General features: G+C 60.0%; 26 protein-coding genes. 12 read left to right on the forward strand and 14 right to left on the reverse strand.

The annotated features are described in order from the left end of the window. Positions 1-14: 14 nt before the first annotated feature. The 5 genes from istB to ACR9WD_RS15310 all read right to left on the reverse strand — a co-directional run bounded on the left by istB (position 15) and on the right by ACR9WD_RS15310 (position 4,954). Positions 15-818: an IS21-like element helper ATPase IstB gene (gene istB / locus ACR9WD_RS15290; protein WP_317628473.1), complete on the reverse strand. Its 804-nt coding sequence runs from the start codon at positions 816-818 to the stop codon at positions 15-17. Then, complete coding sequence (gene istA, locus ACR9WD_RS15295) at positions 815-2,389, reverse strand: IS21 family transposase (RefSeq protein WP_190264172.1); 1,575 nt, start codon at positions 2,387-2,389, stop codon at positions 815-817. Before istA ends, istB begins: the two co-directional genes overlap by 4 nt. A gap of 229 nt (positions 2,390-2,618) precedes the next feature. Further along, the gene (locus ACR9WD_RS15300; RefSeq protein WP_190264173.1) at positions 2,619-3,314 is read right to left on the reverse strand and encodes a Crp/Fnr family transcriptional regulator; all 696 of its coding nucleotides are present in this window, start codon (positions 3,312-3,314) and stop codon (positions 2,619-2,621) included. 25 nt (positions 3,315-3,339) lie between these two features. After that, positions 3,340-4,221 (reverse strand): alpha/beta fold hydrolase, encoded by an 882-nt coding sequence (locus ACR9WD_RS15305; protein WP_190264174.1) that lies wholly within the window; start codon positions 4,219-4,221, stop codon positions 3,340-3,342. Between the two features lie 361 nt (positions 4,222-4,582). Further along, positions 4,583-4,954, reverse strand: a complete 372-nt coding sequence (locus ACR9WD_RS15310; RefSeq protein WP_190264175.1) for a flavin reductase family protein — start codon at positions 4,952-4,954, stop codon at positions 4,583-4,585. Between the two features lie 27 nt (positions 4,955-4,981). On the opposite strand from ACR9WD_RS15310, the gene ACR9WD_RS15315 reads away from it, so the two are divergent. Continuing rightward, the gene (locus ACR9WD_RS15315; protein WP_190264161.1) at positions 4,982-6,055 is read left to right on the forward strand and encodes an IS1595 family transposase; all 1,074 of its coding nucleotides are present in this window, start codon (positions 4,982-4,984) and stop codon (positions 6,053-6,055) included. A 270-nt stretch (positions 6,056-6,325) separates the two neighbouring features. After that, entirely contained in the window at positions 6,326-6,586 is a 261-nt protein-coding gene (locus tag ACR9WD_RS15320) for a GlsB/YeaQ/YmgE family stress response membrane protein (RefSeq protein WP_066142438.1), read from the forward strand. A gap of 88 nt (positions 6,587-6,674) precedes the next feature. On the opposite strand, the gene ACR9WD_RS15325 is transcribed toward ACR9WD_RS15320, so the two are convergent. Beyond that, positions 6,675-6,974 carry a hypothetical protein gene (locus ACR9WD_RS15325; RefSeq protein WP_149597472.1) on the reverse strand — a complete coding sequence of 100 codons (300 nt, stop codon included), beginning with the start codon at positions 6,972-6,974 and terminating at the stop codon, positions 6,675-6,677. 247 nt (positions 6,975-7,221) lie between these two features. Further along, positions 7,222-7,770: a MarR family winged helix-turn-helix transcriptional regulator gene (locus ACR9WD_RS15330; RefSeq protein ID WP_073707025.1), complete on the reverse strand. Its 549-nt coding sequence runs from the start codon at positions 7,768-7,770 to the stop codon at positions 7,222-7,224. A 175-nt stretch (positions 7,771-7,945) separates the two neighbouring features. Here ACR9WD_RS15330 and ACR9WD_RS15335 point away from each other — a divergent pair, with 175 nt between their 5' ends. The 3 genes from ACR9WD_RS15335 to ACR9WD_RS15345 all read left to right on the forward strand — a co-directional run bounded on the left by ACR9WD_RS15335 (position 7,946) and on the right by ACR9WD_RS15345 (position 9,652). Beyond that, the gene (locus ACR9WD_RS15335) at positions 7,946-8,425 is read left to right on the forward strand and encodes a hypothetical protein (RefSeq protein WP_121867556.1); all 480 of its coding nucleotides are present in this window, start codon (positions 7,946-7,948) and stop codon (positions 8,423-8,425) included. A gap of 134 nt (positions 8,426-8,559) precedes the next feature. Next, positions 8,560-9,042: a hypothetical protein gene (locus tag ACR9WD_RS15340; RefSeq protein WP_149597474.1), complete on the forward strand. Its 483-nt coding sequence runs from the start codon at positions 8,560-8,562 to the stop codon at positions 9,040-9,042. Between the two features lie 289 nt (positions 9,043-9,331). Then, positions 9,332-9,652 carry a hypothetical protein gene (locus ACR9WD_RS15345; RefSeq protein WP_190264176.1) on the forward strand — a complete coding sequence of 107 codons (321 nt, stop codon included), beginning with the start codon at positions 9,332-9,334 and terminating at the stop codon, positions 9,650-9,652. 278 nt (positions 9,653-9,930) lie between these two features. Here ACR9WD_RS15345 and ACR9WD_RS15350 read toward each other — a convergent pair whose 3' ends face one another. Further along, complete coding sequence (locus ACR9WD_RS15350) at positions 9,931-11,367, reverse strand: IS1380 family transposase (protein WP_434922393.1); 1,437 nt, start codon at positions 11,365-11,367, stop codon at positions 9,931-9,933. A 399-nt stretch (positions 11,368-11,766) separates the two neighbouring features. Between ACR9WD_RS15350 and ACR9WD_RS15355 the strand changes: the two genes are divergently transcribed. Then, entirely contained in the window at positions 11,767-12,153 is a 387-nt protein-coding gene (locus tag ACR9WD_RS15355) for a hypothetical protein (protein ID WP_190264177.1), read from the forward strand. Between the two features lie 432 nt (positions 12,154-12,585). After that, on the forward strand, positions 12,586-13,686 hold the full coding sequence (locus tag ACR9WD_RS15360; RefSeq protein WP_223308819.1) for an AI-2E family transporter: 1,101 nt from the start codon (positions 12,586-12,588) through the stop codon (positions 13,684-13,686). 263 nt (positions 13,687-13,949) lie between these two features. Here ACR9WD_RS15360 and ACR9WD_RS15365 read toward each other — a convergent pair whose 3' ends face one another. Then, the gene (locus tag ACR9WD_RS15365) at positions 13,950-15,119 is read right to left on the reverse strand and encodes a hypothetical protein (protein WP_190264179.1); all 1,170 of its coding nucleotides are present in this window, start codon (positions 15,117-15,119) and stop codon (positions 13,950-13,952) included. 75 nt (positions 15,120-15,194) lie between these two features. Beyond that, positions 15,195-15,455 carry a YiiX/YebB-like N1pC/P60 family cysteine hydrolase gene (locus ACR9WD_RS15370; protein ID WP_434922394.1) on the reverse strand — a complete coding sequence of 87 codons (261 nt, stop codon included), beginning with the start codon at positions 15,453-15,455 and terminating at the stop codon, positions 15,195-15,197. Positions 15,456-15,542: 87 nt separating this feature from the next. On the opposite strand from ACR9WD_RS15370, the gene ACR9WD_RS15375 reads away from it, so the two are divergent. From ACR9WD_RS15375 to ACR9WD_RS15390, 4 genes are all read left to right on the forward strand, one after another. After that, positions 15,543-16,690, forward strand: a protein-coding gene (locus ACR9WD_RS15375; protein WP_149597804.1) for an IS3-like element ISAar3 family transposase whose coding sequence is annotated in 2 segments (ribosomal slippage) — positions 15,543-15,816 and positions 15,816-16,690 — 1,149 coding nt in all. Because the reading frame shifts where the segments join, the coding sequence is not laid out codon by codon here. Between the two features lie 446 nt (positions 16,691-17,136). Beyond that, the gene (locus ACR9WD_RS15380; protein WP_149597479.1) at positions 17,137-18,105 is read left to right on the forward strand and encodes a GGDEF domain-containing protein; all 969 of its coding nucleotides are present in this window, start codon (positions 17,137-17,139) and stop codon (positions 18,103-18,105) included. Positions 18,106-18,437: 332 nt separating this feature from the next. Further along, positions 18,438-19,055, forward strand: a complete 618-nt coding sequence (locus ACR9WD_RS15385; RefSeq protein WP_190264181.1) for a Fic family protein — start codon at positions 18,438-18,440, stop codon at positions 19,053-19,055. A gap of 105 nt (positions 19,056-19,160) precedes the next feature. Further along, entirely contained in the window at positions 19,161-20,210 is a 1,050-nt protein-coding gene (locus tag ACR9WD_RS15390) for a putative sulfate exporter family transporter (protein WP_190264182.1), read from the forward strand. Between the two features lie 137 nt (positions 20,211-20,347). Here the strand turns inward: ACR9WD_RS15390 and ACR9WD_RS15395 are convergent, their stop codons facing one another. The 4 genes from ACR9WD_RS15395 to ACR9WD_RS15410 form a co-directional block, all read right to left on the reverse strand. Continuing rightward, positions 20,348-21,424: a M14 family zinc carboxypeptidase gene (locus ACR9WD_RS15395; RefSeq protein WP_223308822.1), complete on the reverse strand. Its 1,077-nt coding sequence runs from the start codon at positions 21,422-21,424 to the stop codon at positions 20,348-20,350. Positions 21,425-21,504: 80 nt separating this feature from the next. Beyond that, entirely contained in the window at positions 21,505-21,999 is a 495-nt protein-coding gene (locus ACR9WD_RS15400) for a hypothetical protein (protein ID WP_190264183.1), read from the reverse strand. Next, positions 21,992-23,539, reverse strand: a complete 1,548-nt coding sequence (locus ACR9WD_RS15405) for a sodium/proline symporter (RefSeq protein ID WP_190264184.1) — start codon at positions 23,537-23,539, stop codon at positions 21,992-21,994. The genes ACR9WD_RS15400 and ACR9WD_RS15405 overlap by 8 nt, the downstream gene beginning before the upstream one ends. Then, on the reverse strand, positions 23,536-23,664 hold the full coding sequence (locus ACR9WD_RS15410; protein ID WP_255209574.1) for a hypothetical protein: 129 nt from the start codon (positions 23,662-23,664) through the stop codon (positions 23,536-23,538). The genes ACR9WD_RS15405 and ACR9WD_RS15410 overlap by 4 nt, the downstream gene beginning before the upstream one ends. 164 nt (positions 23,665-23,828) lie before the next feature. Here ACR9WD_RS15410 and ACR9WD_RS15415 point away from each other — a divergent pair, with 164 nt between their 5' ends. Beyond that, a complete protein-coding gene (locus ACR9WD_RS15415) occupies positions 23,829-25,367 on the forward strand; it encodes a PucR family transcriptional regulator (RefSeq protein WP_190264185.1) in 1,539 nt (512 codons plus the stop codon). The last annotated feature ends 9 nt before the right edge of the window (positions 25,368-25,376 follow it).

Raw genomic sequence — 25,376 nt, forward strand, 5'->3', positions numbered from 1 at the left:
GATCTCCCTGCCGATCAGGTCAGGGGTTTGACCCCGCGTCCGGCGGTTGCCTCGGCATGACGTAGCGAGGCGCCCTCGGTGACGATGACGTGAGCGTGATGCAGCAGCCGGTCCACGGCCGCGGTGGCCAGGGTGGTCGGCATGAACGAATCAAAGCCAGACGGGTGGATATTGCTGGTCACTGCCAGGCTGCGGCGTTCGTAGGTGGCATCCACGAGTCGGTAGAACGCCTCGGCAGCGGCCTGCCCGGTGGGGAGCATGCCGATGTCATCAACAACGACGAGTTCGGCTCGGGTGATCCTGGCCAGAACCTTGCTCGTCGACCCGTCGACGGCGGCCCGGCCGATCGCGGTGGTCAGGGACTCCAGGGTGAACCACGAGACCCGCATCCCGGCATCGATGACCCGGTGGGCCAAGGCCTCCACGAAATGGGTCTTGCCCGTGCCGGAGGGACCGGTGACGGCCAGGTTCTCCCCGCGGTGAACCCATTCCAAGGCGGCCAGGGCCGACTGGGTTGGAGCCGGGATCGAGGAATCGGCTTCGCGCCAGGAGTCGAAGGTCTTGCCGGCCGGCAGTCCGGCGGCCTTGCGCCGGGCGGCTTTGGTGGCCTCGTCCCGTCCCCGGATCTCCTCGGCCAGCAGCACGCGGAGCACCTCGGTGGGGTCCCACCGTTGGGCCTTGGCCGTGGCCAGCACCTCGGGGGCCACGGCCCGCAGGTGGGGCATCCGCACCCGCTTGAGGACCTCGGTGAGATCTTCGGGCAACGGCGGCGCCGGCATCACTGAGGAGGCAGTGGAGGTTGTGATGGTTGATCTCACGCGGTGGGTTCCTTGCTGGTCGTGGTGAATCCGGCCCAGGCGCTGGTGCCGGGCTGGGCAGAATGGGCTTCGTCGGCGACGACGAGCTCGGCCGGGCTGGCTCCGGTTGCCTGGTGGTCCACGATCGAGGCGAGGTCGTCCTCGTCGAACCGGCCAGCGGTCGCGGCGACACCGAGTGCGGCGTCGACCTTCTCGGCGCCGACCAGGGCGGCCAGTTGCACTGCGGCGGTCATCTTCGCCCGGATCCTGGCCGTCCCGACGGCCGAGGCCTCCACCAGCCAGGAGTGGGCACCGGCGCCGAGGTCCAGGAACTCCCGCTCCGCGGCGCTGCGGGGGCGGGGCCGCGGCGGCCGGGGTGCCCCGTCGGGGTCCTGCGGGTGGTCCGGATAATGGGCCAGATCGATCCTCGGGTTACCCGGAGTCGCCAACCGGTGGCGGGCGACCTCCACCAGCCCACGACGCTCTCCCGCCCAAGCAGGAGTCATCGGCAGGGCGTCGAGATCAGCGACGACCACCAGCTCGGAACCGGCCGCACGGACCCAGGCCTCGGCCCCGACCAGCCCGGGCGGGGTGGAGTACCGCACCGAGCCGAACCGGATGGTCTGGTCGGTGTTCACGACCCGGGTCGTCCCGAGCGCCATGGTGTGCGGGGCGGCCGGCAGCACGTGCAGCCGGGCCCGCTCCTCGACCAGGGCATCCGCCGGCACCCTGGCGGACTCGCGGTGCCGGCGCGCGTTGACCTTGGCCGTGAATGCATCACAGGCGGCCTCGAGCTCGGCGAAACAGGCGTACTGGGCGCGCAGGTTGGCTTCGGTGGGCACCAGGTCGGCCTTGGCGATCTTCACCGTGGCCTCCGTGCCGCCCTTGGACTCCGGATCGTACGGCACACAGGTATGGACCTGGGTGCCGTAATGCCGGGCGACCTCGACGACCTGTGGGTGGCGCACCGGCACCCCGGCCACGTGGTCCACGGTCACGGTCTTCGGGTTGTCGGTGAGGATGTAGGTCGGGGCTCCACCGATCCGGCGCAGGGTCGCGTCCAGGCACGCGATCAGGCTCGGCAGGGTCTGGTCCCACACCGGGATCACCACCCGGTACCTGGACCAGGCCAGCCAGGCACAGAACAGCCACGTGCGCCGCGGCGTCCCGTCCGGGCCCGGCACGCGCGGGCCCTCGCCCCAGTCGAACTGAAGCCACAAACCAGGCTCGGTGATCCACGGCCGGTAGGTACGCAGGCTCCCGGCCCGCCACGCGGCCTTCACCTCGGCCACCGCCCTGCGGGTGGTCCGCTCGACGCCGGTGAACCCCAGCCCGACGAGCCGGCCGTGGATGACATCAGCCCGGGCCTTGCCCTTGGAGCGCTCGACCCATTCCTCGATCTTCGGCAGGAACTGGTCGATCATCCGCGGACGCCGCCCCGGCCCGGTCACCGGCCGTCCCGCATCCCGTGCCGCGACATAGCGCCGGATGGTCTTCGGATCCACTCCGGCGAGCTGCGCCGCCGAGTGCGCGCTGCCCGTGGCGTCGTAGGCCTCAAGAATTTCCATGATCTCCCTGTCAGACTTCTTCATGCGTCCCTCCGGCGGAATCGGCTCGTGTGTGGTCAGAGACCTCGAGCCAACCCCGGAGGGACGTCTTTAGGTGGACCGACACGATCAGTCCGGTAGCCACGGACAGGGAGATCAACTGTCCGTCAGCAGGGAAGTCCTTGTCCGTCTACAAGGAGATTGGCATGTCCGCTAGCACGTGATGCCGGTGCACATCGCAGAAATTGGATGGCAGGGACGGACGAACCCGTCCCTACTCGTGCTCTCGACGTCCCAGCTCGGTGAGGTGTTCCTTGTCCAGCAGGAGTATTCCCCCCGAGGTGCTGACGATCAGGCCGTCCTCGCGCAGCCGACGCAGAGCTCGGGCCACAACCTCGCGGACCGAGCCGATGGACGCGGCGATGCTGTGCTGGTCTGCGCTGACGATCAGCCCCTTGCTGGTGGGTTCGGCGAGGTCGAGCAGGTGCCGGGAGACCCGTTGCAGCACCGAGCCGAAGACGTTATCCGCCAGCAGCTCGATGGCCTCATTGAGGATCGAGGTGACCTCGCGCAAGAACAGTTCGGCCATCTCCAGGCGCTGACGCGTCAGCCGGCTGACTGTCATCGTGTTCAGGAAGAGGATCTCGCAGTCCGAGATGGTCCGGGCGGCAGCGGGCGACCGGGTGCCCAGCACGACCGGCAACCCCACGATCTGCCCCTTCCCGGCATAGCGGATGGTCACGGCACGGCCGTCCTCGGAGATGGCCTGGACGCGGGCCTGGCCCCGGCAGACGATCCCGAACCTGCTGGCCCCATAGGGGGTATAGATTGAGGCGCCAGCGGGAATGGACACGAAGAAGGCCTCCGCCAGTAGCGTGTCACGGATATCCGTGGGCAACTGGCGAAGGTAGCTACTGTCCCAGGCCGCCAAGGCCTCTGGCTGGATCCCCGTGGCTGCAACCTCACTCATTCGGCTGCCCTTCTGCGCGTCAACCTCAGCCCTGAGAAGTGGATTCGGTCAGCAGCGATCGGCCCTCAGGGATCATGTCCCGGCAGAATTCTATGACGTCGGCCACGAAGAGATCAGGGTACTCGATGTTCGGCATGTGCCCGCACTCGTCGTAGGTCCGCACGCGGGCGGTTGGAATGCGCTCGGCAATCTCGTCGGCATAGCCGGGAACCCGCAGCGGGTCCTGGGCACCGGCCACGAGGAGTGTGGGGCACTCGATCTCCTCATAGCGGGTCGTGTCCTCCTTGCCGAACTCGCCACCGCCACGGCTGGTCCCGGGCGGCACCAGACGCGCTGATGCCGCACATTCCCACGCCCCCGGGACGAGGCTCAGCTCATGACGCCAGGTGATGAACTCCTCGTCCTCGACCCAACGCGGATCATGTAGCACCACGCCCAGGATCTCACGCATCCGCTCTTTCGTCATGTTGTAGTCTTGGATGTCCCGTCGCGCCTGGTTGTTGGGGACGAACCCGCCGCCGCTCGCCACGATGGCAGCCGCAGCGCGGAAGGCGGGCGTGCGCTTCCCCAGTTCCTGCAGCAGGTACGTCCCACCCATGGAATTGCCCACCAGCACCGGATCCGGGTCCAGATCGAGGGAACGGATGAAACCGGCCATATGTTCCATGCGGCGACCCTTGGGGTTGGCGAAATCGACAACCTTGTCAGACTGCCCAAAGCCCAGCCAGTCGGGGGCATAGACATGGAAGCCCGCCTCGACGAGCGGAGGGATGGCGACCTTCCACGACCCCTCCGCGCATCCGCCATACTCCCCGGAGTGCAGCATGACCATCGGGTACCCGTCGGCATCTCCCGCCTCCAGATAGTGGGTTTTCAGTCCGTTGACTTCTACTGTGTAGCTCTTCATAGTCCATCCTGCCGCGACGAGAGTGTTGGAGAAACCAGCCGTTCGAGGTGCCCACGGATCGCCGTGTGACCACCTGATACCCAGCCATGCTTCTGCGCATACGCGACCATGGCATCGAACTCGAGCTGGCGGGTGAGTGGCGTGCCGACGCATCGGGGACTCAGCCAGCTCAGGGAGATCCAGGCGTGGGCCCGGTCCTCCGCGAGGGACCCCGCGCCGGCAGACCGGAGTGCGAAGTCGACCTCGTCGAGTGCGAGTCCCGGTCCGATGTCGACGCCGAAGTCCGAGAAGTCATGTACCCGGATCAGATCGACGGCGATCTCGCCGGTCTGTCCGGATTCAGAGCGCCGGAGGTCAACCCTCACCGTGGGCCCGTCGCGGGAGCCATGTCGACGACCTTGCCGCGGTGGAAGATGAGCGGTTCCCGGTCATGCCGCTTAAACGACTCCACGCGGCCGACGACGATGTAGTGATCACCGCCGTCCAGGATGTCCACGATCGAGCAGAGCAGGTAGGCCGAGACATCCTCCAGTACGGGCAGACCGGCATCCAACGTGTAGTCGACCCCCACGAACTTCTCGCTTCCGGGCTTGGCGAAGGCCCTGGGCAGATGGCCCTGGCCCTTCGATAGGATGTTGACCGCAAAGGGGTATCCATTTAGATCCCCAGGATTTGCGCCTGTTAGGTTGAGCCAACGTAAGGGCCCCCGCGCTGCGCCAACAGCCGGGGGCATGGACTACACCGTAGAGGGGTGTGAGTCATGGCCCAGCCTATCGCCGGCAGGGATTATCCGGTGGATCTGGCCCAGCTACGGGCCTGGTTCCCCACAGACGAGGCGTGCCTGGATTACCTGGATTGGCTGCGCTGGCCGGAGGGATTCATGTGTCCTCACTGCGGGGCGGTGAAAGTGGGGCGTGAGGCATCAGGACGCTACCGCTGTCATGGTTGTCGCAAGCAGGTGTCTGTGACTTCCGGGACGATTTTCCACAAGACCCGTATCCCGCTGACGGTCTGGTTCGAGGCCGTATGGCTGGTGACCTCAGGCAAGACAGGGGTCTCTTCGACCCTTCTGCACCGGGTCCTGCCGATTTCCACGTATCAGACGGCGTGGACGATGCTGGCCAAGCTGCGATCGGTGATGGGCACCGCTGAGAGTGAGCCCCTCTCGGGCCGGGTCGAGATCGATGAGACCTTCATCGGCGGCCATCGCACCGGTGTGGGCGGGCGAGGATCGGCCGGCAAGACGCTGGTAGCCGGGGCCATCGAGGTCACAGACCACGGGTGGGGGCGCGCCCGGTTGGCCGTCATCCCCGATGCCTCTGCCGCCTCACTGGGAGCGTTCGCCAGAACTAACGTGGCCGCTGGGGCGACGATCGCTACCGACGGGTGGAGGTCCTATCCCTCCGCGCTCAAGGGATACGTCCATGAACCCTTCAACGTCAGCACCTCCGGCCGGCCGGCGCATGAGTCGTTGCCGGCGGTCCACCGTCTGTTCGCTCAGGTCAAACGAATGCTGGATGGCACCTATCAGGGCGGTGGCAGCAGTGATCACCTGCAGGAGTACCTGGATGAGTTCGTCTTCCGCTTCAACCGGCGCCACAGCCGCCACCGAGGCCTGGTGTTCATGAGGCTGCTCCAACGTGCCGTCGACGGGCAACCGGTCACCTTCCGGTCCTTGGTGCGCACCCCTGTTCCCAAAGCAGTGCGTCCCACCGGGGTGACCGGCCCACGCTCCCAACCCGGCACCCTCGACGTGGAGCCAGAGGACCACCCCTGGCGAAACAACCCACACAACCCCAGCGCTCCCGTACCGGGCCAGGACTTGGGGATCTAAATGGATACCCCTTTTCCGATAAAGCCAGATAGCGTCCTGCTAGCCCGGCAGCCGGGTCATGTTGCTCTTTTTGCAGCGTGAGGACTTTTGCCTCCCACCCTCTGGACGTGGTAGTACGCAATGGCGTTTTCGCCCCTATCGCATTCCCTCAGCCATCAGGAATCTTCCAGCAATCAGCCAGTGGCTCTTACTTGCGGGTAGCTTACGGGACAAGGGGCGAGTGTCGCCGACGACGAACAAGACCCGATACAAAATAATGGAGGAGAGCTCATGGGTATTTTAGGTTGGATCGTTCTGGGACTGATAGCCGGTGCTATTGCCAAGGCCATCAAACCCGGAGAGCAGGGTGGCGGATGGCTCGCTACTTTACTGCTGGGCATCGTCGGCGCGGTCGTAGGTGGCTGGATCGGCTCAGCCGTCTTCGGTGAAGGAGTGGATCAGTTCTGGTCCCTGTCCAGTTGGCTTCTGGCCATCGGCGGTTCGTTGATCGTACTGGTCATTTGGGGAGTGCTCACGCGAAAGCGTGCCTAACTGCACCCGCGGAGCAACGGTCCACCACGGAATCGCGGTGGACCGTTGCCGTGCGAGGAAGCGCATCTGGCATGCCTGCGCCGGATGTTCATTGACGAGAATCAGACTCGAAGTCCCGATCCCGAGCCGAATCGACCTCGGGGCCAGTGTCCGCTTCTTTGGTGGAAGACTCGCCCTGTTCGAGCTCGTCAGTACTGTGCTCGTGAATCGTCTCGCGCAGACCCTCGACTTCCGCAGCTCGCCCTTCCCAGTATTCCGGTTCCAAGCCGAAGCCATTGGCCGCCTCTTCGGCCATCCTCTTGAAACCATCTCGATGGTCCTCCAGAGCGTTATTCAGATCTTCGAACTCGTCATGGCTGACACTGACGTCAAGGTGCTTTCGTCGCATTTGCATCATCCTAACTTGTTAGACCGGCTAAATAATTTTGCTGCCCCCACCCTACGGCCCTGGGTTATCCATGGCAGTAGCCATAAGCTTTTCCCCAGAAACCCGGAAATGGGCTCTTTCGCGCATTTGGCACTCGCCCGATAAATGCCTTAGCCGACCAGCCAGGACCGCCCCGCGGCAAGGCTGGCAGTCAAGCCGGCAGCCACGCTGCGCACCATGGGCGAATCACATGCCCTGCGCCTTGTGCCTACCGCGAAGGCAGGGCGCTCTCCCTCACCGCGCCCCTCCCCGCGGACGGCCGGCTTGGCTCGTCATCGATCTCGACACTGCGGATCATAGCCTCCAGGAACTTGGCTGCCGCAACCCGCTCGTCCTCGGAGAGCGTGCCTACGGCATCCATCATCTGCTCATGCATCCGATGCAGCGTTCCACGAACTTCCGTATCGCTGTAATCCGTGGGCACAATTCCCACAGACCGCCGATCCGCAGGATGCACAACACGCTCAGCATACCCATCGCGGCATAACCGGTCGATCAATACCGACACCGAAGCATTGGAGATCCCCAGTTCCTCAGCAAAATCCCGCTGGCGGGGAGTCACCCCTTTGCGGTGCGCGGAGAGCAGGAATCGCAGCGCGGACATATCGGTCTCGTTCATCCCCATCGAACCGCGGGTCGCAGCTCGCATCCTGCGCTCAGCCTCACGGTACCTGCGCATCAGATTCAACAAATCCACTGCCTCGGGCACCGAACCGCCCTCACCATACCAATACCCGCTGGCTTGATAGCTACTCATGAGAAGAACTCCTTCCGCCGGATACGAACGCCATGCCCGCAACCCCCGGGGCTTCCAATGCCCTTTTCCGCGAGGTCCAGCTTGCCCAACACCGAAAAATTCATGTAACCTAGCTAATAGTTAGCCTGTCTAAAGATATTCTACTACGAAACAGCTATCAGTACCGGAGTGAAAGATGAAAAAATCCTTAGCAGTTCCCGTAGAAACCTCCCCGCAGCAAGGCAACGCGTGGAGCACGCGAATCCAGAAGATCGCCACCTTCGCCTCTGAACAGTGCCAGAGCCGGGATACCGTGCATTCAGCAATATGCACCATTACCGGCTCCCCAGAGCAGCTGGTCATCAACTTGGCATGCACGGCAAAAAGCGAAGACCAGGTGTCCGAGTTGATGCAGTACGTCAACGACGCCCTCCTGCCGCAGATGGAAACAGCGCTCGGTGTCCGCTTCGAGGTGAAGAATCTGCAGTTCGCCGTCGCGGGCAAGGAGAGCCTTCTCGCAGCACCGGAGCACGCACCCGAGGCCGAACTCCCCGCGGATTGGCTCGATCAGCCTTTCGCCGCACCGAAGCAGACCCCCACCCCCGGGTCAGGTCTCGAACCCGCCAGTTCGGGAAGTCAATCAGGTGCATCCCATGCAGATTTGAGCATGGCCTAGGACCTGCAGCACCCGCCGCCCGCCAAGAGCGGCAGCACCAAAACGAAAGAACCTTTCCAAAGCGCATCCCGCTGCGGAGCCTTACGTCAATATCGCTATTTTCATGAGCAGTGCAAGAAAGGGAAGTATCTAAAATGCCAGGTCGAATCGTACGAACCCGAACCGCAGTCAGAGTCGCTGATTTTCTCGCCACCCGTGAAGGCAAAGCCCACCTGTCCGACTACGGCTGGGCGCAGGGAATGCCGATCGTCATGACCCAGCCGGCCGAAACGCTCAACGATGCCATGGGAATGGCATCGATCCATGGCCGCGCAGTGCTGGTGGCCATGCTCGATCCGCAGACCGAGGAACTGCACATGATGCACGTCACCGTCCCCCAAGCAGCACTGAAAGTCACCAAGGCCTGCGCCGATCGACTCACCATGGGAGAGTTCTTCGAACGCCTGTCGACCGAGCTCATTGCTGAGTTCCGCGTGAAATTCTGGAAGAACACTGCCGTCGCCCACAAGATCCCGGCCTGCCCCGCGATGCAGTCGCGAACCACCTCATCGGCTCGATACCCGATGCCAGCACACCAATCTGGAGCCGAGCGCGTCGCGGCGGGCACTAGCAGGTAAACACCTTAACCCCGGTTCTGGCTCATTCCCCTGGCCAGTCAGCCAATACCCCGTGGAACGGCTGGCGAGCCAGAACCGGGCGCCGTCTGGGGCTAGTTGTTGGCCTCGGTCCTCTATCCAGGTTTGCGGATACCAGGACCCGTCACAACTCAGCGGCCAGAAACAGGCCCCGAAACCGTGTTGGCATCACCCATGAAGCGAGGACGCTCCCCCTTCGTAGCCTTCGAACCGGACTCTGCTGCCTGCCAGTCCCCTCTCAATGACGTCTTCTCGTGAAAGGCGTTAGGAAATGCTCACCATCAGCGCGGAAAGCTGCCTGGGACGCAGCATCCGCTTCAATCAACTGCCGACTTTCATCGCAATGTCGGCAGTTGGGCATTTCAGGATGAGTTGGATGAGCTCAGCGAAAACCTTTATCCCCTACCGAGTTGTGCTCGATATCGACCGCGAAGAAGACAGCTACTTCCTCTTCGAGGCGCTCCAGCATTACCTTCGATACCTTTCAGCACAGGACCAGCAAAACCAGCCCGAACTGCACAGCATGCGCCGGCTGCTCGACATGGTTGACGCAGCCTGGCTGAACTCCGCGAACGTGGCCGATAATAACTAGCAGCACGAGCCTTGCTCGATTCTTCTCCGCGAAGGAATTTCAGAATAAGCTGATCATTCTTTGGGCTATCACCCGCGAACTAGCTCTTCATTTAGCCCAAATTTTTCATGAGGACTCTGCCGGCCGCCGAAATCCGATACCAAGGGGTTCTCGGCGGCAGTTCCTGACTCTGTCCATGCAAAATAGCGCCTTGACGCACCGGCGCTGGGTGCCAGACTCCACCGACCTGGGTTGAAATGACCTTTCGAAATCAAAGAAACAGCAGGACAACTACCAGATCAGGCAGCCAGCTCACCGTGGCGCCATCGCTGGAACAACGTACCGATACCTTCGTGCATCTGGCATAACAGCCGCGCTGCAGGCGCTCTCTCAGGGATCAGAAGCCGGCGTTGCCGACCGCCGTTGACGACTTTCCCGGCCATTGAAAAGACCCGGTACCGCCACCGCTTCATATCCCAGCAGCCTGCCGCATGGCCACCAGGCAGCGCAGCAAGTTGCAACCACGACACCAAATTCAGTGCGAGCATCGCCAAGTCAGCCCATGCCTGGTTCGCGGTAAAAGACCAATACGGCAGCTTGCCCAACCCCGTGCTCTTCAGCGTCTTGATCCGGTTTTCGCACCGGCCACGGGCCCGGTGCCGGGCATCGAGGAACGCCACGTTGAACCGCGGGCTATTGGTCAAGAATGCAGTCACCCTATTCCCGTCGGTATCGAACAAGGTTGCTTTCGCTCCGGGATGCAACGGCTCGGCCCGCAAATAGATCCGGGTTCCGGGAGGGTAGTTCTTCAGCTCGATCACCTTGGACGCGTCGACCACCCACGCATCATCACGCTGGTCCCCGTCAGCGCTCAGCGCTGGTTCCCAGTATTTCTTCTCATCGATCCACCGGATGAACCGCTCCTTAATCACCGGCAAAGAATACGAGGTGGAGAATTGGATCCCCAACGAATCCAAGTGATGCAAGAACTCCCGGGAGGAGCCAGCACTGTCGGTGCGGACCAGGATCTTCTCGCCATACAGGTTTCCGTGCTCGTCATAGAAATCGTCAGGTAGTTGGGCCAGTGCTTGGTTGAGCACCTCGATATGGGATTTGGCTGAGTTCGCGCCCCGGTTGCCCGGGCGCAACTGCACGGCGAGGACTTCGCCGGTGCCGTTGGCTTTGCCGTAGTCGGCCATGGCGATCATGGGTGAGAATCCGTACCCGCCTTTGTAGGTTCCTGCGCTGGATTCCTTGTCTGAGTGGACATGAACCAGGGAGGCATCGATGTCGATGATCAGCGGGTTGGTGGGCGTGGCCAGCCGGGCTGGGTTCCGTGGCCCGGCCGCAGCCCAGATTTTGGAGCGCAGGCTGCGGGTCATGGTGGCGAACCCGTAGGAGAAGGCTTCTGGCTGGTCCTTGACGCGGCTCATGAACCTGCTGACCGTGGCATCAGACGCTACGGGTCCGAAGAGTCCTGGTGCGGCGCGAAGCTGGTCGGTATCTGTGGCTTGCTCACCGCCAGCAGCAAGGGACAGGGCCAGCGCGCCAAGGATCTTTCCTGGCCGGTGCGTTGCGGTGGCTGGCACGAATTGGCTGAGCCGGTCTTCGCAGAGTTGGCGGAAGTCCAAGGCGTTCAGGAAGCTTGTCAGCACCGACAACCCGGCATGGGAGACGAGGGTTTGGCCGGTGAGTTGGGTCGGGAGGACAGGGAAAACGTGGGTAGAATGGTTCACAGAAAAGGTGATCCTTCGATCTGGTGATTTAGAGCTTCGACAACTCCTATTTTTCCAGTTCAGATCACCTTTTCATCTTTTAAGTCAGTTAATGACTACCCGTCTTCGTGAAATCCCCGGGTTAGAGCAACACTCAACTGTCGGGTATCCATATGAGGGAATTGCGCGTACCGTCGGAAGAACACTCCGCGATAGTACCCGTGGCAAACCTGGCACCTGCACCATCCACGACAACGCATCACGGCATGGCTCTAACTGGAAATACCGCAAGAGCCGCAGGAGCGGAGGCCCGCCATGTCCATCCACAGCCCAAGATCCCACACCGCTGAACACGTCAAGCATATTCTTGGCTCCCGCCAAGCCCGCATCCATCTGGCCTCCTACGGCTGAAGGGAAGGGATGCCCATCGTCCTGTCAGAACCCCACGAACGACTCGATGACGTCATGGGACTGGTCTCCATCCACGGACGATCCGCAGTGGTCGCGATCTACGATGAACCCGAGGACCACCTGAGCTTCTGGTACGTCTTTCTGCCAAACCCGGCATTGGAAAACGTACTGGCCGAACCACAAGGCCAGACAGTGGGGGAATTCATCGCCCATGGCACACCTGACGGGGCGAGAACGTTCCGGTTCAGGTACTGGGCACACAGTGCCATCACTTTTGAAATCCCCTGTTACGTGTGCAGCGACCTAGAACATCGAACCTCGTACAACACGCACCTCGGTGCAGTAGGTAAATCGCAAGCTGAAGATTCCCTGGATGATCCTGAACTTGCTGACTGACCTGCGGTGCGGAGAGTTAAGCTGGTCTTGTGTATAACTGAAAATCAGCCTATTCGCACTGAAGCATCCCACGGACATCGCGGGATGCTTCAGTGTTTAATGCTGACAGCCAGCTCACCCAACGCAAGTCCAGTGCCCAAAGATGTATAGAATCCATCTGAAACACTTCCCTGCTAGCAACACCGCCACGAGCAGATGCTTTGAAAGCATGTGCTCGGGTCAACAATTGTGCATCAACCCCGCTGTGGTGGACGCGAAAACAAGTTCGTCAAGACGGCGAAACCAGTGCCGCCCGCACCCTCTGGCGCTGCAAGAACTGCGGAGCATGCACCACTGCTACCCGCCCGAAGAAACATAGATCTTGCACCGGCCGTGGGCAGTTGAATGCAATTGACGAGGCCTTCTGCAGCTTGCCCAAGAAAAGAGACCCGCGTGAAGACGATAAATAATAAACGGAACCCGGCCGAGGGCATGCGCTGGCCCGACAGCCTCAGCTGGGCTGGTGAACGCTCCCGCCAGATACTATGGCTGCTTGCCTTGGTTGTGGTTGCGGTCTACGGGTTGCACAAGGTCACTTTGGTTGTCATCCCATTCTTGCTGGCCGTAATTCTGGCAGCAGCCATCGCACCGCTGGTGAATCGGTTGCGTGGCAAGGGGTGGCCTAACACGGTGGCTAGCGGGACGGCCTACATTCTCGTACTCTCCGGTTTCGCGGCTGTCATCGCCGGGGTCGTCGTAACCATCCGTGCTCAGTGGGCGGAACTTGTGGATCAGGCGGTGAAAAAATTTGACCGTTTGTACGCCTGGATCGCACAGGGACCATTGCCCATAGATGATTCCATGATCCAGGATGCCCGCAACGCGGCGAGCGATTTCGTTACCAGCAAGGCGGCAGGGAACACCGCGGTAGACAGCATCTTCGTTGCCACGCAGGTCTTCACTGGTTTCATCCTCATGGCAGTCATCTTGTTCTTCTTCCTCAAAGACGGCAAGAAGTTGTGGGCATTCTGCTTGATACCCCTCAAAGGGCGACAATTGGCAAAAGCCCGGCTCGCCGGAATACACGGTATAGAGGTGCTAGGCGGATACGTACGTGGCACAGCCATCGTAGCTCTGGTTGACTCCGTGCTGATCGGCCTTGCCTTATGGATTTTGCAGGTACCCCTGGCGCTTCCTCTGGCTGTCGTGGTCTTCATCGGTGCCTTCATCCCAATACTCGGCGCCACCACCACCGGACTTCTTGCCGCTCTGGTCGCTTTCGTGGCCAATGGCCCAACGGCAGCACTGATCATCATTGGCGTCAGCTTCGCTGTGAATCAGCTAGAGGGCAACCTTCTCCAACCGCTGGTGATGGGGAAAACCCTCCATATCCACCCTCTGGTTATTCTGATCGCGTTAAGCGCCGGGGCCGTGCTCGCTGGAATTATCGGGGCGATCCTTGCCGTGCCGCTGGCGGCCGTCAGCTGGGCCATCGGCAGAATATGGTTCAGTGATCGCTTCTCGAACCGCCATCGGCCAGTTCTTGATCACTAGGTTTGTTCAGAGTCCTGGCGTTATGACTCCGAGCCAATTTTCCGTTCCCTACCAACCTGCGTCGCCCCTGAAGGGTAGCCTGCCGCGAGACGGCTATCCCCGGCCGCTGCGTAAAGGTCGATATCACACGAAAAAGCTGGTCATCTACACAGAAAGTCGATCTAACTCGATAAGAACCAGCCGTCATCAGCCCGGGTCATCACAACCAGAGAAATGAAATTCCACAACCAAAACAATCGGCTAAACGAGAACAAAGTAGACCCTCACGGCTTCACCGCAAATCCCCTAAAGAAGAAACCACTGCTGAGGTTTGCGGGATCGTCATCCAACACGGCCCGCCCCACCTCTTCCCCGGTGTGCCGGTCATAACGCAAAACCCTGTACGGAGAACCATCATTGTTATCCGACATGATGACAACGTCGGCATCAGTGAAGATCGCCTTCGATGAAGCCGAATTATCGCTATACGCTTCCACCGTAAACTTGCGTTCTGTCCGTCCCGTCTGAATGTCCGTAGACATGATCGAGTCCTTAACCCCGTACCATTCAAGCTTTCCGTCCTTCAGCGACTGGCGGGTTACCTGGGGAAGGCCCGTACCATCTTCACTGATGAAAGGCTCAGTCGCTTCATCTGAGATCAGTGCCTTGCTCTCATACTTACCGGTCTTGGTGTCCCATATCGATAAGACGGCCTTAGCAGCAACATCCAATCCACCTCGTCTCTCATCAGAGATGTAGTAGATTTTTCCATCATGGCATGGCGCATCATTGAGTACCGCGCCCTCTCTAGCCCGTGTACTGCTGCCGACAACTTTTTCCTTGCCGTCCTCCGTGCCAGTCAATTGGCTGAGAACCATGGGCTCCGTATCAGGATCCCCCGTCTTCGAGTACGGGCCGGTAGCCAAACCAATTCCGAAGACCTCCCCCTCGCACTGAGCAGCAATGAAATAGCTACCTTCAACCTCGGCTAAAGAGGTTCCGGAACTGGTAGTGGTCACAACCTGAGTCGTATACCCCACGTCGCTGAAGCCCAGATTATAAAGTCCCACTGCAGTATCCGCTGCTGTGGCTAGCATGGCGTATTGGCTATCAGTTTTTGCATTCTCAAAACTCTTCAAACCGGCACCATCAATCAGATAGTCGGTCTTCATATCACTGAAGAACAACCCCTTCTCAGTCCACTCCATCGAGCACATGTCCATGCCCCAGGTCTGTACCTCTGTAAAAGCACCATCATCCTTTAACAGAACAACCTTTCCGTCTTGGCTTTCCCCATCCATGTCACTGCTCGCAGCACTGAAGCACAGTGCGTACGTGGCCTCGCCTAGAGCCTCGGTTTTTTGGGGTGAGGGATCCGCTGGTGAACAGCTAACCAGGGTAAAAACAGTGGCCGCCACTGCCGCTGCGGTGATGATACGACGGGTGTGAATCATGGAATGTTCCATTCTGGTGCAGAGTTTGGGCCGGCCCAATTTCAGGCCGGCCCAGATACTAGTTTTCCAGTACGCTTAGAGGGTCTTGTACGTCACCGTCTTTGGGGAATCCTTGATGTTGTAAGGATAAACGCCCAAACCGCCGTTGCCGTCCAGATCAATCCCCGTCGCCGCCTTGTAAGCCGCCCACACCAACTGCGAACAGTTCATCTTCGAACCGGTCGTCGACTTGTTCACGGCAAAGTTGGAGTTATATCCCTTGCCGCGCAATTTGTTGAAGGCATGATTGGCAGCCTTGCCTCTGTTGGTCGATGTAGTCGATACGTACTGCTTCACTGCACCTGGTTGGGTCCCCGGAAAGTAGTCCAGTGACTATGCGAGTACTCGTGTCCGACAATGGACACAGGAGGAATCACAGAAACAATGGCACGCAGACACACACCAGACCAGGTCATCGCTAAAGTCCGTCAAGGACAAAAGATGCTCAACGACGGACACCCGATGATCGAGGTCATCAAGGAACTTCAGATCACCGAAGCTACTTGGTACCGCTGGATCAACCAGTACGGGTCCGAGAAAAACGCTGAAGCCAGCAAACGTACCAAGGAGCTAGAGAAGGAAAACGCGCGCCTCAAGAAGCTGCTCGCTGATCAGATGCTCGCCAACGACATCCTTACTGAGGTTGCCAAGGGAAAATTCTAAGCCCCGAACCACGCCGCCGTGCTGTACGGATGGCGATGGAAAAATTCGGGGCGTCCGAACGCTTCGCTTGCCACGTTCTGGGCCAGAACCGCTCGGCACTACGTAAGAAAAAAACACCGATGAGCTTTGACGAAGCGCAGCTACGAGCCGACTTGAGGGCTGTCGCGTCTAAGCATCCAACGTGGGGGTGGCGCAAAGCCCGCTGGCACTTGCTGGCCACCGAACGATGGAATGACACTGTCTTGAACAGCAAGCGCATCCGACGATTATGGCGAGAAGAAGGCTTGGTCTGTAAGCCCAAGCGTCGAAAGAAGCGGCGCACCGGCCCAGACGCTGGGGAACAGAAGCGGTTGACCGCCGAGTACCCGATGCATGTACTGAGCTTTGATTTCCAGTCGGATGTCACTTCTTGTGGCCGTCATATCCGGTTCTTCAATGTCATTGATGAGTACACGCGGACCGCTTTGGCGATCATTCCCCGCAGGTCTTTTAAAGCTGCTGATGTGGTGGCTGTTTTGGAGGACATCATTGCTGAAACTGGGATCCAGCCAACGTTTGTGCGGTGTGATAACGGGCCTGAGTTCACTGCTGACGCGCTGGTGGATTGGTGCAACACTGTGGGGGTGTCCACTGCGTTTATCGATCCGGGCTCACCTTGGCAGAACGGTTTTATCGAGTCGTTCAATGCGCAGTTCCGGCGTGAACAGCTTTCCGGGGAAATTATGGACACTATGGTGGAAGCGAAGTATTTGGCTGATGAATGGAAAGACATTTACAATCATGAGCGTCCCCATGGGTCTTTGGATGGGTTGACGCCGTCCCGGTTTTGGGATGAGTGGGTTAGAGAGAATCAGTTAGCTATCGCATAGCTGCTGGACTGCTTAAAGGGACCCAACCACACCCTTGCATACCTTCACCGAGCTGCCAGCGATCGATCGACTGTTCTTTCCAGTGCCGGGAGCTTCCACAATGGTTGCGGTTGAGTAGTAAATTCCTGTGTGACCATGCTGAGCGAAAATCCTAGTGGGTGCCGTAGCGACCGCTAAGAGCGAATACGGGGTAGTGATACATGCCAAAGTTTTGAATCTTTGCCGATGTTTGGCTCAATGAACTCGCGATCATTCGTCCAATATCCAAACGGTTCTGGTGGGATATAGAGAGAACATTCAGCAAATCAGAACCTGGTTGTTATCCTGTTTATCAGGAAACGGTTTCGCACAAGATTCCTGTTCTCATGGGGATTTTACGTTTGTTTAATTTCGAATTGTGCTCTGAGTGCATTATCGCCTGAGCTGCACGGAGGTTAGAGCCTAAGATGACACGCATTGCGAAAGATGCACAGTTGTTTAACGGTGCTCAGATATTCACCGATTCGGCCGAACATGCTATTTCTTACCTCAAAAGGCATACTCCGTTGACGGATTGGTCAGTTTCTCGCGTAATCGATGGAGAACAGGTCCATTTGCACGTGCAGCAGGGTCAGTTGCTCAAAACTGGTCAGCGTGTTGAGTGGGAGGAATCTTTATGCAGTCGAATGGCCAGAGGTGCTGCTCATGTTGTGGAGAATACGCAGCTAGACCCTGACTATTCGCGTATGCGATCTTCAGCCAAGGTGGGCGCCTATGCCGGGTACACCATCAATGATGATCGGGATGAGATGTTTGGGGTCCTATGCGGCGTGCGCACCGATCCGCTCACTGAAGGAGAAATAATAGATGAAGATCTCGTTGCTCTTATCAGTTCACTTCTATCTGCCCAATTGAAGCTAGCAAGAGTAGCTGATCGAGAACGGAGAAATAGCGAGCTATCCGATGCCTTGGCGCAAACAGATGCTTTAACTGGTCTGTTGAACCGACGCGGCTGGGATAAGATCACCAATGATGCGCAAGAACGCCTCGACGCTTTTGGCGATTCTGTCTCGGTTGCAGTGATAGACCTCAATGGGCTTAAGCAGGTCAATGACAGCCAAGGTCATGCAGCTGGAGATTTATTGTTGCAGCGCACTGGTGAGATCCTGAGAGGTAAAAGCACTGAGTCCTGCCGCGTCGCTCGATACGGGGGTGATGAGTTCATGATTTTGGCCAACGGAGTAGCCCCATCCCAGACAGAGGCTTATTTCTCAGTATTCAAAGAGGCTTTGGAAGAAGCAGGGATTCCTGCAGCCATGGGATTCTATTCAGCTCAGCCAGGTAGTACCAACATTGATCAGTGTATTGCCGCGGCCGATGCTTTAATGTATGAGCAGAAATATCAGCGTCGCGTTCGCTCCAATAACAATAGCTAACAGGCTATCCTTGCAACGGCTTCTAAAGAGCTATATCCATCTAAATGCGCTCTTGTCATGAAGATCTCGAGATCGAAGGTTGTGCTCACTGAGGGACAAACGGTTCTTTAGCCGAATGCTACTTGTATTGTGTTTCCTGTTCATCTGCGACCAACCCGTCGTTATTTCCTAGCGTCTAATTCGCTGCTGACTGAGCAAGCACGGACCTAGGACAACGTTGCCGATGAGGCTGGGAAGTTCAGGCAAGAACTCGTATGGATCGGCTACAAAATTTTCGCCGGACCTCGCGGAGCGAACCATGTTGCGACCCAGCATGAACTGATCCCTCTGCCTTGGCTGACCTTGAAGCGTTCATCCACCGCGATGACCTCCCCACTCTCATCCAGGTAGCTGTCGCACACGCCCAATTCGAGAGCACCCATCCGTTTGTGGACGGGAACGGCAGAACGGGGCGCGCCCCCGCCCACGCAATGCTCCGTCATCGCAAGGTGACCATCCATTCGACCGCACCGATCTCCGCGAGAATCCTGAGGGATATCCCTGGCTGTTTCGACGCGCTGACTGCCTACCGGCAAGGCAACGCCCATGCAATCGTTAAGATCTTCATCGATGTCTCGATCTGTGCCGCTGCTACGGGTCAAGCGCTGCTGCATGCCCTCGCTGATGAGCTGGAAGAATCACGCAACCGCTTGCAGGGGCTTCGGTCGAATTCGACGGCGTTCAAGTTGCTCCCCCTGCTCATAGCGCAACCCGTGATCAGCTCCAACTATGTGAAAACATCCTTGGGTGTCACAGATGCCGTCGCGCACCGAGCCTTTGCAACGTTGAACGACCGCGGGGTCCTGAAAGAGAAGTCAGGATTGCGCAAAAAGCGCGTCTGGCAGCATGATCACATCCTGCGCATTCTGGACGACTACGCAGCAACGATTCGACGGGACTCGGTGCACTAAGCCCGGATGCCCATACGACAACCCTCGGGCCATATGAATGTGATATGACAGTGATAGCCAAGAGGGCCTCACTGCTCACTGGCCAGTCATGGAAGAGTCAAAAGCATGGCCCCTGAACATTCACAGCGAACCCAAACCCCGACTTCCGCCGAGCCCAAGCCGTCACTGTCGACGCGTGTAGGCGGATTCATGCCCGGCATCTTCCTGTGCCTGGCGATGGGCGGCGTGGCACTGGCCGCGGCGAAGCTCATCCCCGGGATGAGCGCGCTGCTGATTGCCATCCTGCTCGGCGCGCTGTGGCGCAACCTGGCACCGGTGCCCGCGGTCTTCGAGCAAGGTGTGGCCTTCTCCGCGAAGAAGCTTCTGCGTGCCGGCATCGTGCTGCTGGGCTTCCAGCTCTCGCTCGGCGCCATCCTGGCCCTGGGCCCGGGCGTGCTGGCCATCGTGGTGCTCTGTGTGGGCGTGACCTTCCTGGCCACCGTGTGGATCGGCGGGCGCATGGGCATTGAACTGCCCCAGCGCCTGCTGATCGCCGCTGGCTTCTCCATCTGCGGCGCGGCCGCGGTGGCCGGCGCAGAGGGCGCAACCCGCGCCAAGCAGAACCAGGTGGCCACGGCCATCGGCCTGGTGGTGCTCTTCGGCACCTTGATGATCCCGCTGACCCCGGCACTGGGCGCGCTGCTGGGCCTGGACGAAACCAGCACCGGTGTGCTGATCGGCGCGTCCACCCACGAAGTGGCCCAGGTCGTGGCCGCCGGCGGCGCCGTGGGCGCCACCGCGCTGGGCGTGGCCGTGACGGTCAAGCTGGCGCGCGTGGTCATGCTCGCTCCGATCATGGCTGGCCTGACTCTCTACATGAGCCGCAAGCACCATATCGAGGGCGGCAAGCGCCCGCCGATCATCCCGCTGTTCGTGGCATTGTTCCTGGTTTCCATGCTGATCCGCACCACCGGCATCCTGCCCGAGTCGCTGCTGCAGCTGGCCTCTACCGCACAGACCGTGCTGCTGGCCGCCGCCATGTTCGCCCTGGGCCTGGGCGTGCATCTGAAGTCAATCGTGAAGTCAGGCGGCCGCTCGCTGGTGCTGGCCTTGCTGTCCACGCTGGTCATTCTAGTCATCGCCGTGGTCGGCGCGCTGCTCTACCGCCCGCTGTAAGCCGACAAGCTGGCCAACAGCCCCTCACACGGGTGCACGGATCTGCTCATCGACGCTGGCTTCGGTGAGCAACTAACTAAGCTGCTCCAGACAGACAAAATGGCGAACCTTCAAAGGTCCGCCATTTGCGGTTTCAACTACTCGTCGTCCGCTTCGCCTGGCAGGCGCTCCTGCTCGGGCAAGCTGTCCCACATCGAGGTATCGATGGTTTCCACTGAACCGTCGGCTACCGCCTTGATAGTGCTTTCCAAGGTCAGGATGGTTTGCTGTCGCAGGTAGCCATTGGACTTCTGGCCCAGCACATAGTCCGGATTGCTGTGGTCGCTCATTCCGCGCATTTCGAAGAGCAGCGTGGAAATGCCGTATTCAGCCGCGATGCCATTGCGCGCAATGGTGTTCGCGGTTCCTCCCACGTACTTGCCCAAATGGCCCCAACCGGTCCGGTCCACATTCTGGAAGACCACTGCGCCCAGCTGCTTGGAGCCTTCACGGACTTCTTCAGAGACATCCGGAGTTGTCGGGTAGAGGATCGAGCCGGAAACCAGCTTGCCGTCCACCCCCGAGCGAGCGCCCTGGTGGTGCAGGTCGATCATGTAGTCGATGTCGTAAGTGGAGAGCACGTTGTTGTGCAGCGCCTGGATTTCAGGTTGGGTCTTGGCGACGTGGTCCCGGTTGATGTCCTGGTTATTCGCGTTGTAACGAGTCAGGTGGCGGTCACCCGAAGCGATGTAGTCATCGAGCGGGAAATCCACATCCCCCATGGCGCCATCCGGGTTCAGCATCGGCACAATCAGGATGTTGACGTTCTCCAGCACGCCCTTCATCCGGCCGCTGCCCAGGTGCTTGATGACTTCCAGAGTTCCCTCGGTGGTCAGCTGCTCGTTGCCGTGCTGCTGGGTGAGGAACATGATCGTCGGGTTGTCCGGATCGGACAAGTATTTGGCCAGGAACAGATCGCGCCCCTTGACCGATTGGCCGATGACTTCAAGTTCCATCGCCGGCTGCTTGGCATCCTGCTTTTCCAGTTCGGCGGCCATCGATTCGTGCGTATGCAGGATCGAGGTGTTGATGGTTTCATTTCCGTTGTAATCGGGTCCGTTGCCTACGGCGTTGGCCGGGACCAGCCCCAAGCCGAGGAACAGTGCCGAGCCAGCAACGATGCAGGAGCCCTTCTTCAGCATCCGGACGGGGAACTGCCTTGAATCATTCTTCATTGAATCTCCAGTGTCTTCCTGTGATGGGGTGGGGTGGGGTGGAATCTTGGGTTCGACGGCGATACGCGCCGTTTCCGGTTTCAACTTCCGATGAAGAAGTATCCGCCATTCAGTCCGTCCACCATGATGCGGTAGGACTTTCCTTCCAGCTTCGCTTCGATCACCCAGTTGGGTTTCCAGACCTTGGCGATACTGCTCTTTTCGCGGATTCCACCGCGCCAGGCCAGTCGCGCACGGCGCAGCGCCGCTGTGGACAGCAAAGCCTTGGCCCGCTCGCGAGCAGAGTCGAAATCGATGGTGTTCCACTTCGGATCCGCCACGAGGTCCATTCGCTGGCCAGCTTGGGCGTCCTGGACTTGCCACGGGTCGGTGGCAAAGGCCTTGCCCGAGTAGTAGTCCACCAAAGCATGCGCTTGCGCGATTCGCCCGGCCAGTTGCGGAACCTCGAAGACGAACCCCGCGAAGGGGTGATGCCGCAGCTTGGCCGACGTGACCGCCAGCCCCGGCGCCTTGGCGGCGAGGATGCGCTGCGCATCCTGGCCATCGACCAGCGTGCGCAGCACAAGTTCACTCATGGCGTCCCGCCATTTCAGCCTGGCTGGCCAGCAGGGCGTCCTGGCCCATCAGCATCTTCTTCGGAATCGGCCCGATCTTCGCGGTCTCATCCAGCGCCCGTCCGATATGTTCCGGCACCGGATGCGACTTCTGGCTGGCTAGGCTGCCAATAATCATCGCTGCGGTGGATGCCAGAATGCCGGTGACCATCGGATCGATGCCCGTAGCGTCCGGGGCCCCGGAAACCTGCCAGAGCACCGAAACCAGGGTCCCGGCGATCATCGAAGAAACAGCTCCAACAGCGTTGGCCTTCTTCCACCACACCGCGCAGATGTAAGAAGGAACAAAGGCGCTGCCCAGCACGGTGGTGGAGAAGATGACCACTGCGGCCACGGCGGGCGGGTCAAAGGCGGCAATGGCGTAGCCGACAATGGCCAGGGCCAGCACGGTAATCCGCGAGACCCAGACCATCTGCGCATCGTTCATCTTCCTGTTGATGAACCGGGCATAGATGTCCTGGCTGGCAATAGTTCCCGCTTGCAGCAGCAGCGCATCGGCGGTGGACATGATCGCTGCCATGATGGCAGCCATGACAATGCCTACGGCAAAGGTCGGCAGCACCGCATCGGCAACCTCGAAAATTGCGGTTTCAGGGTTGGCCAAATTCGGCAGCAAGATCAGCGCGAACATGCCCACGAGGTAAGGGCCGGGGATGAACAGGAGGTTGAAGATCAATGAGTAGACACCTGCGGTGCGTGCTACCGACGGCTTCTTCATGGCCATATGGCTGACCACCACGTGCGGCCAACCCATGTAGCCAATCGAGAAGACCAGCAGCGCCCCGAGGATGACTCCCCATTGGCCCTGGTAGCCCAGGTCCGCTCCCCACATGGTCAGCAGGTTCGGGTTGATCTCGCCCACTGCCTCGTTGCCTTTGGTGAAACCGCCGACTGCCATCAGCGTGGCAACCAGGATCCAGACCAGGCCCACCACCATGATGATGGCCTGGACGAAGTCGGTGTAGGCCACAGCCAGGTAGCCGCCGAGGAAGGTATAAAGGACTATCACGCCGATGGCGATGGCCAGGGCTACCGGGAAGGAAACTCCGGAGACCATCTCCAGTCCGCGGCCGCCGGCGATGAACTGCGCGAGGACGTAGAAGAACATGCAGAACAACGCCACGGGAGCGGCAATGAGCCGGATCCACTTCGAGGGGTAGCGGTGCTCCAGGTACTCGATGGATGTGATGGAACCAAGAATCTGGGACAGCTTGCGCATGCGCCGGCCAAGGACCGAAAGGTTCAGGATGCCGCCGCCCAGGTCACCCAGCGCATACCACATGCTGAAATAGCCCTGGGTGTAGCCCATGGATCCAGCTCCCATGAACATGTAGCCGGACATGGAGGAGCTTTGCAGGCGAAGTGCGGTGACTCCCGGGCCGAGGCTGCGTCCGCCCAGCAGGAAGCCCTCGGCATCCTGCTTTCCGCGCTTCATCGCCCAAACACCGATGCCTGCCATGGCGACGAAGTAGATGACCAGGAACAGGATCTCGATGCTCATCGCTGCTCCTCCGCATCCTCATGCTTCCAGCCGCGGCTGAGCCACAGGAAAACTCCGGTATAGATCACCCAGAGGGCCGGAACCCCGATGATGACCATGGTCGTGAACGCCGGAAGTCCAAACATCGACGCATTCCCCCTAAAAGCCAAACACTCTGTATTGTGTGAAGCGAATCACTATAGATCCATGTGATTGACAGTTTTGCATAGCTGGAGGCCGATCAACAGTGACACTTGTCGGGAAAACACGCGATGTCCGGACAGACTGTCCGGAGCAGTCGATTGCCACCATGGAACAGCTGCTCCAGCTGCCCGCAGTACTGGCCGGCAATCCGCAGGTCTTTGCCGATCAGTCGTCATTGAACCGTCACATTGGTTGGGTCCACGTGCTGGAGAACTCGGATCCGAGGACCTACCTGCGCGGCCAGGAACTGGTGCTGACCACTGGCATCGGGTGGGGTCCAGAAACCTGCTTCGAGAAGTACGTGGCCGAATTGGTCGAGCTGGAATCCGCCGGCCTGCTGCTAGAGCTCGGCAACCATTGCCCCGCAGTTCCGGCGGCGCTCATCCAGTCCTGCAAGGAACATTGCTTCCCGCTGGTGGCATTGCACGAACCAGTGGCTTTTGTGGAGATCACCGAGGCACTGCACCAGCTGCTCTTCTCCTCCCAGACCCGGCGCATCGAGGCCGGCGGCGAGGTCACCGCCCATTTCACCGCGCTGATGCAGCTCGGCGCTCCGGCCGAAACCATACTCCGGGACTGCGCCAGGCTGCTGAATGCCACGGTGGTGCTGGAGGATTCAGGCTACAACGTGCTGCGCCATGCCAGCGCCGTTCCGGTGCCCGCGGACTTCTTCGAGCACTGGCAAGACCGTTCCCGCAGCTTGCACATGACAGGCAATGCTGGACGCCAAGTGATCCCGGTGCAGATCCATGGCAGGCATTTCGGTTCTTTGATCGCCCCGGACACTGCCACTCATCCGGCAGGATCCCTGCATGTACTGACAATGGCGGGCATTGCGCTGGGCACCGAGCTCCTGCGCAAGCAGGAACCTGCCTCGTTGGCTTTCGATACGGCCTGCGAACTGCTTGACGACCTGATGCTGCGAAAGGACGCGGACTCGGACCTGCTCGCCGGGAAATTCGAAGCCTCCGGGTTCCCGGTGCGCCACCGGCAGCTGCGTGGTTTCGCGATCCCGCTGGCCTCGTGCGCCGACCTGAGAGCAGCAGCCAGGCAGATCGAGCGCACTATCGGCAAGGATCTGCGTCCGGTGATCGGTGCCCGGAATGCGCCCGCGTCCAAGCTCTTCGGCTTCTTCTCCGCTATCCCCGGCAAACTGCCGCCAGACTGGCCCCAGACCTTGCACCTGGATGAGGTGGCCGGATATTTTGACGGACCGCTCTATCTGGGTGCGGCCGTCAATGACTTCGGCCTGCTGGCAGATTCCATCAGGCAAGCCATCGGCGGATGCGAACTGTCCCTGGCTGCAAACCAGCCAGTTGTGCTGGCCGAGGAGTATCCACTGGCACTGCTTGCCCATGAACTGCGCCATGAACCGGCAATGCAGCGCCTGCCGCAGCAGGTGCTCGCGCCAATCCTGGCCTTGGATCCTGCCCGGCGCACCGAATGCCTGAGGGTCCTGAAGGCCTATTTGGCTTCACCGACCAACCGATCCCAGGCGGCTACCCGTTGCCAGCTCTCCCGGTCGGTGTTCTACCAGCGGCTCGGACTGCTCGAATCCCTGCTGAACATGGATCTGAATGATGCCCAATCCTTGACCGTCCTATCGCTGGGCCTGGCCGTCTACCAGCAGAACGTGTCAGCTTGAGTCCCCGGT

It is taken from the genome of Glutamicibacter sp. PAEs-4 (assembly GCF_051161755.1).
Lineage (GTDB): Bacteria > Actinomycetota > Actinomycetes > Actinomycetales > Micrococcaceae > Glutamicibacter > Glutamicibacter nicotianae.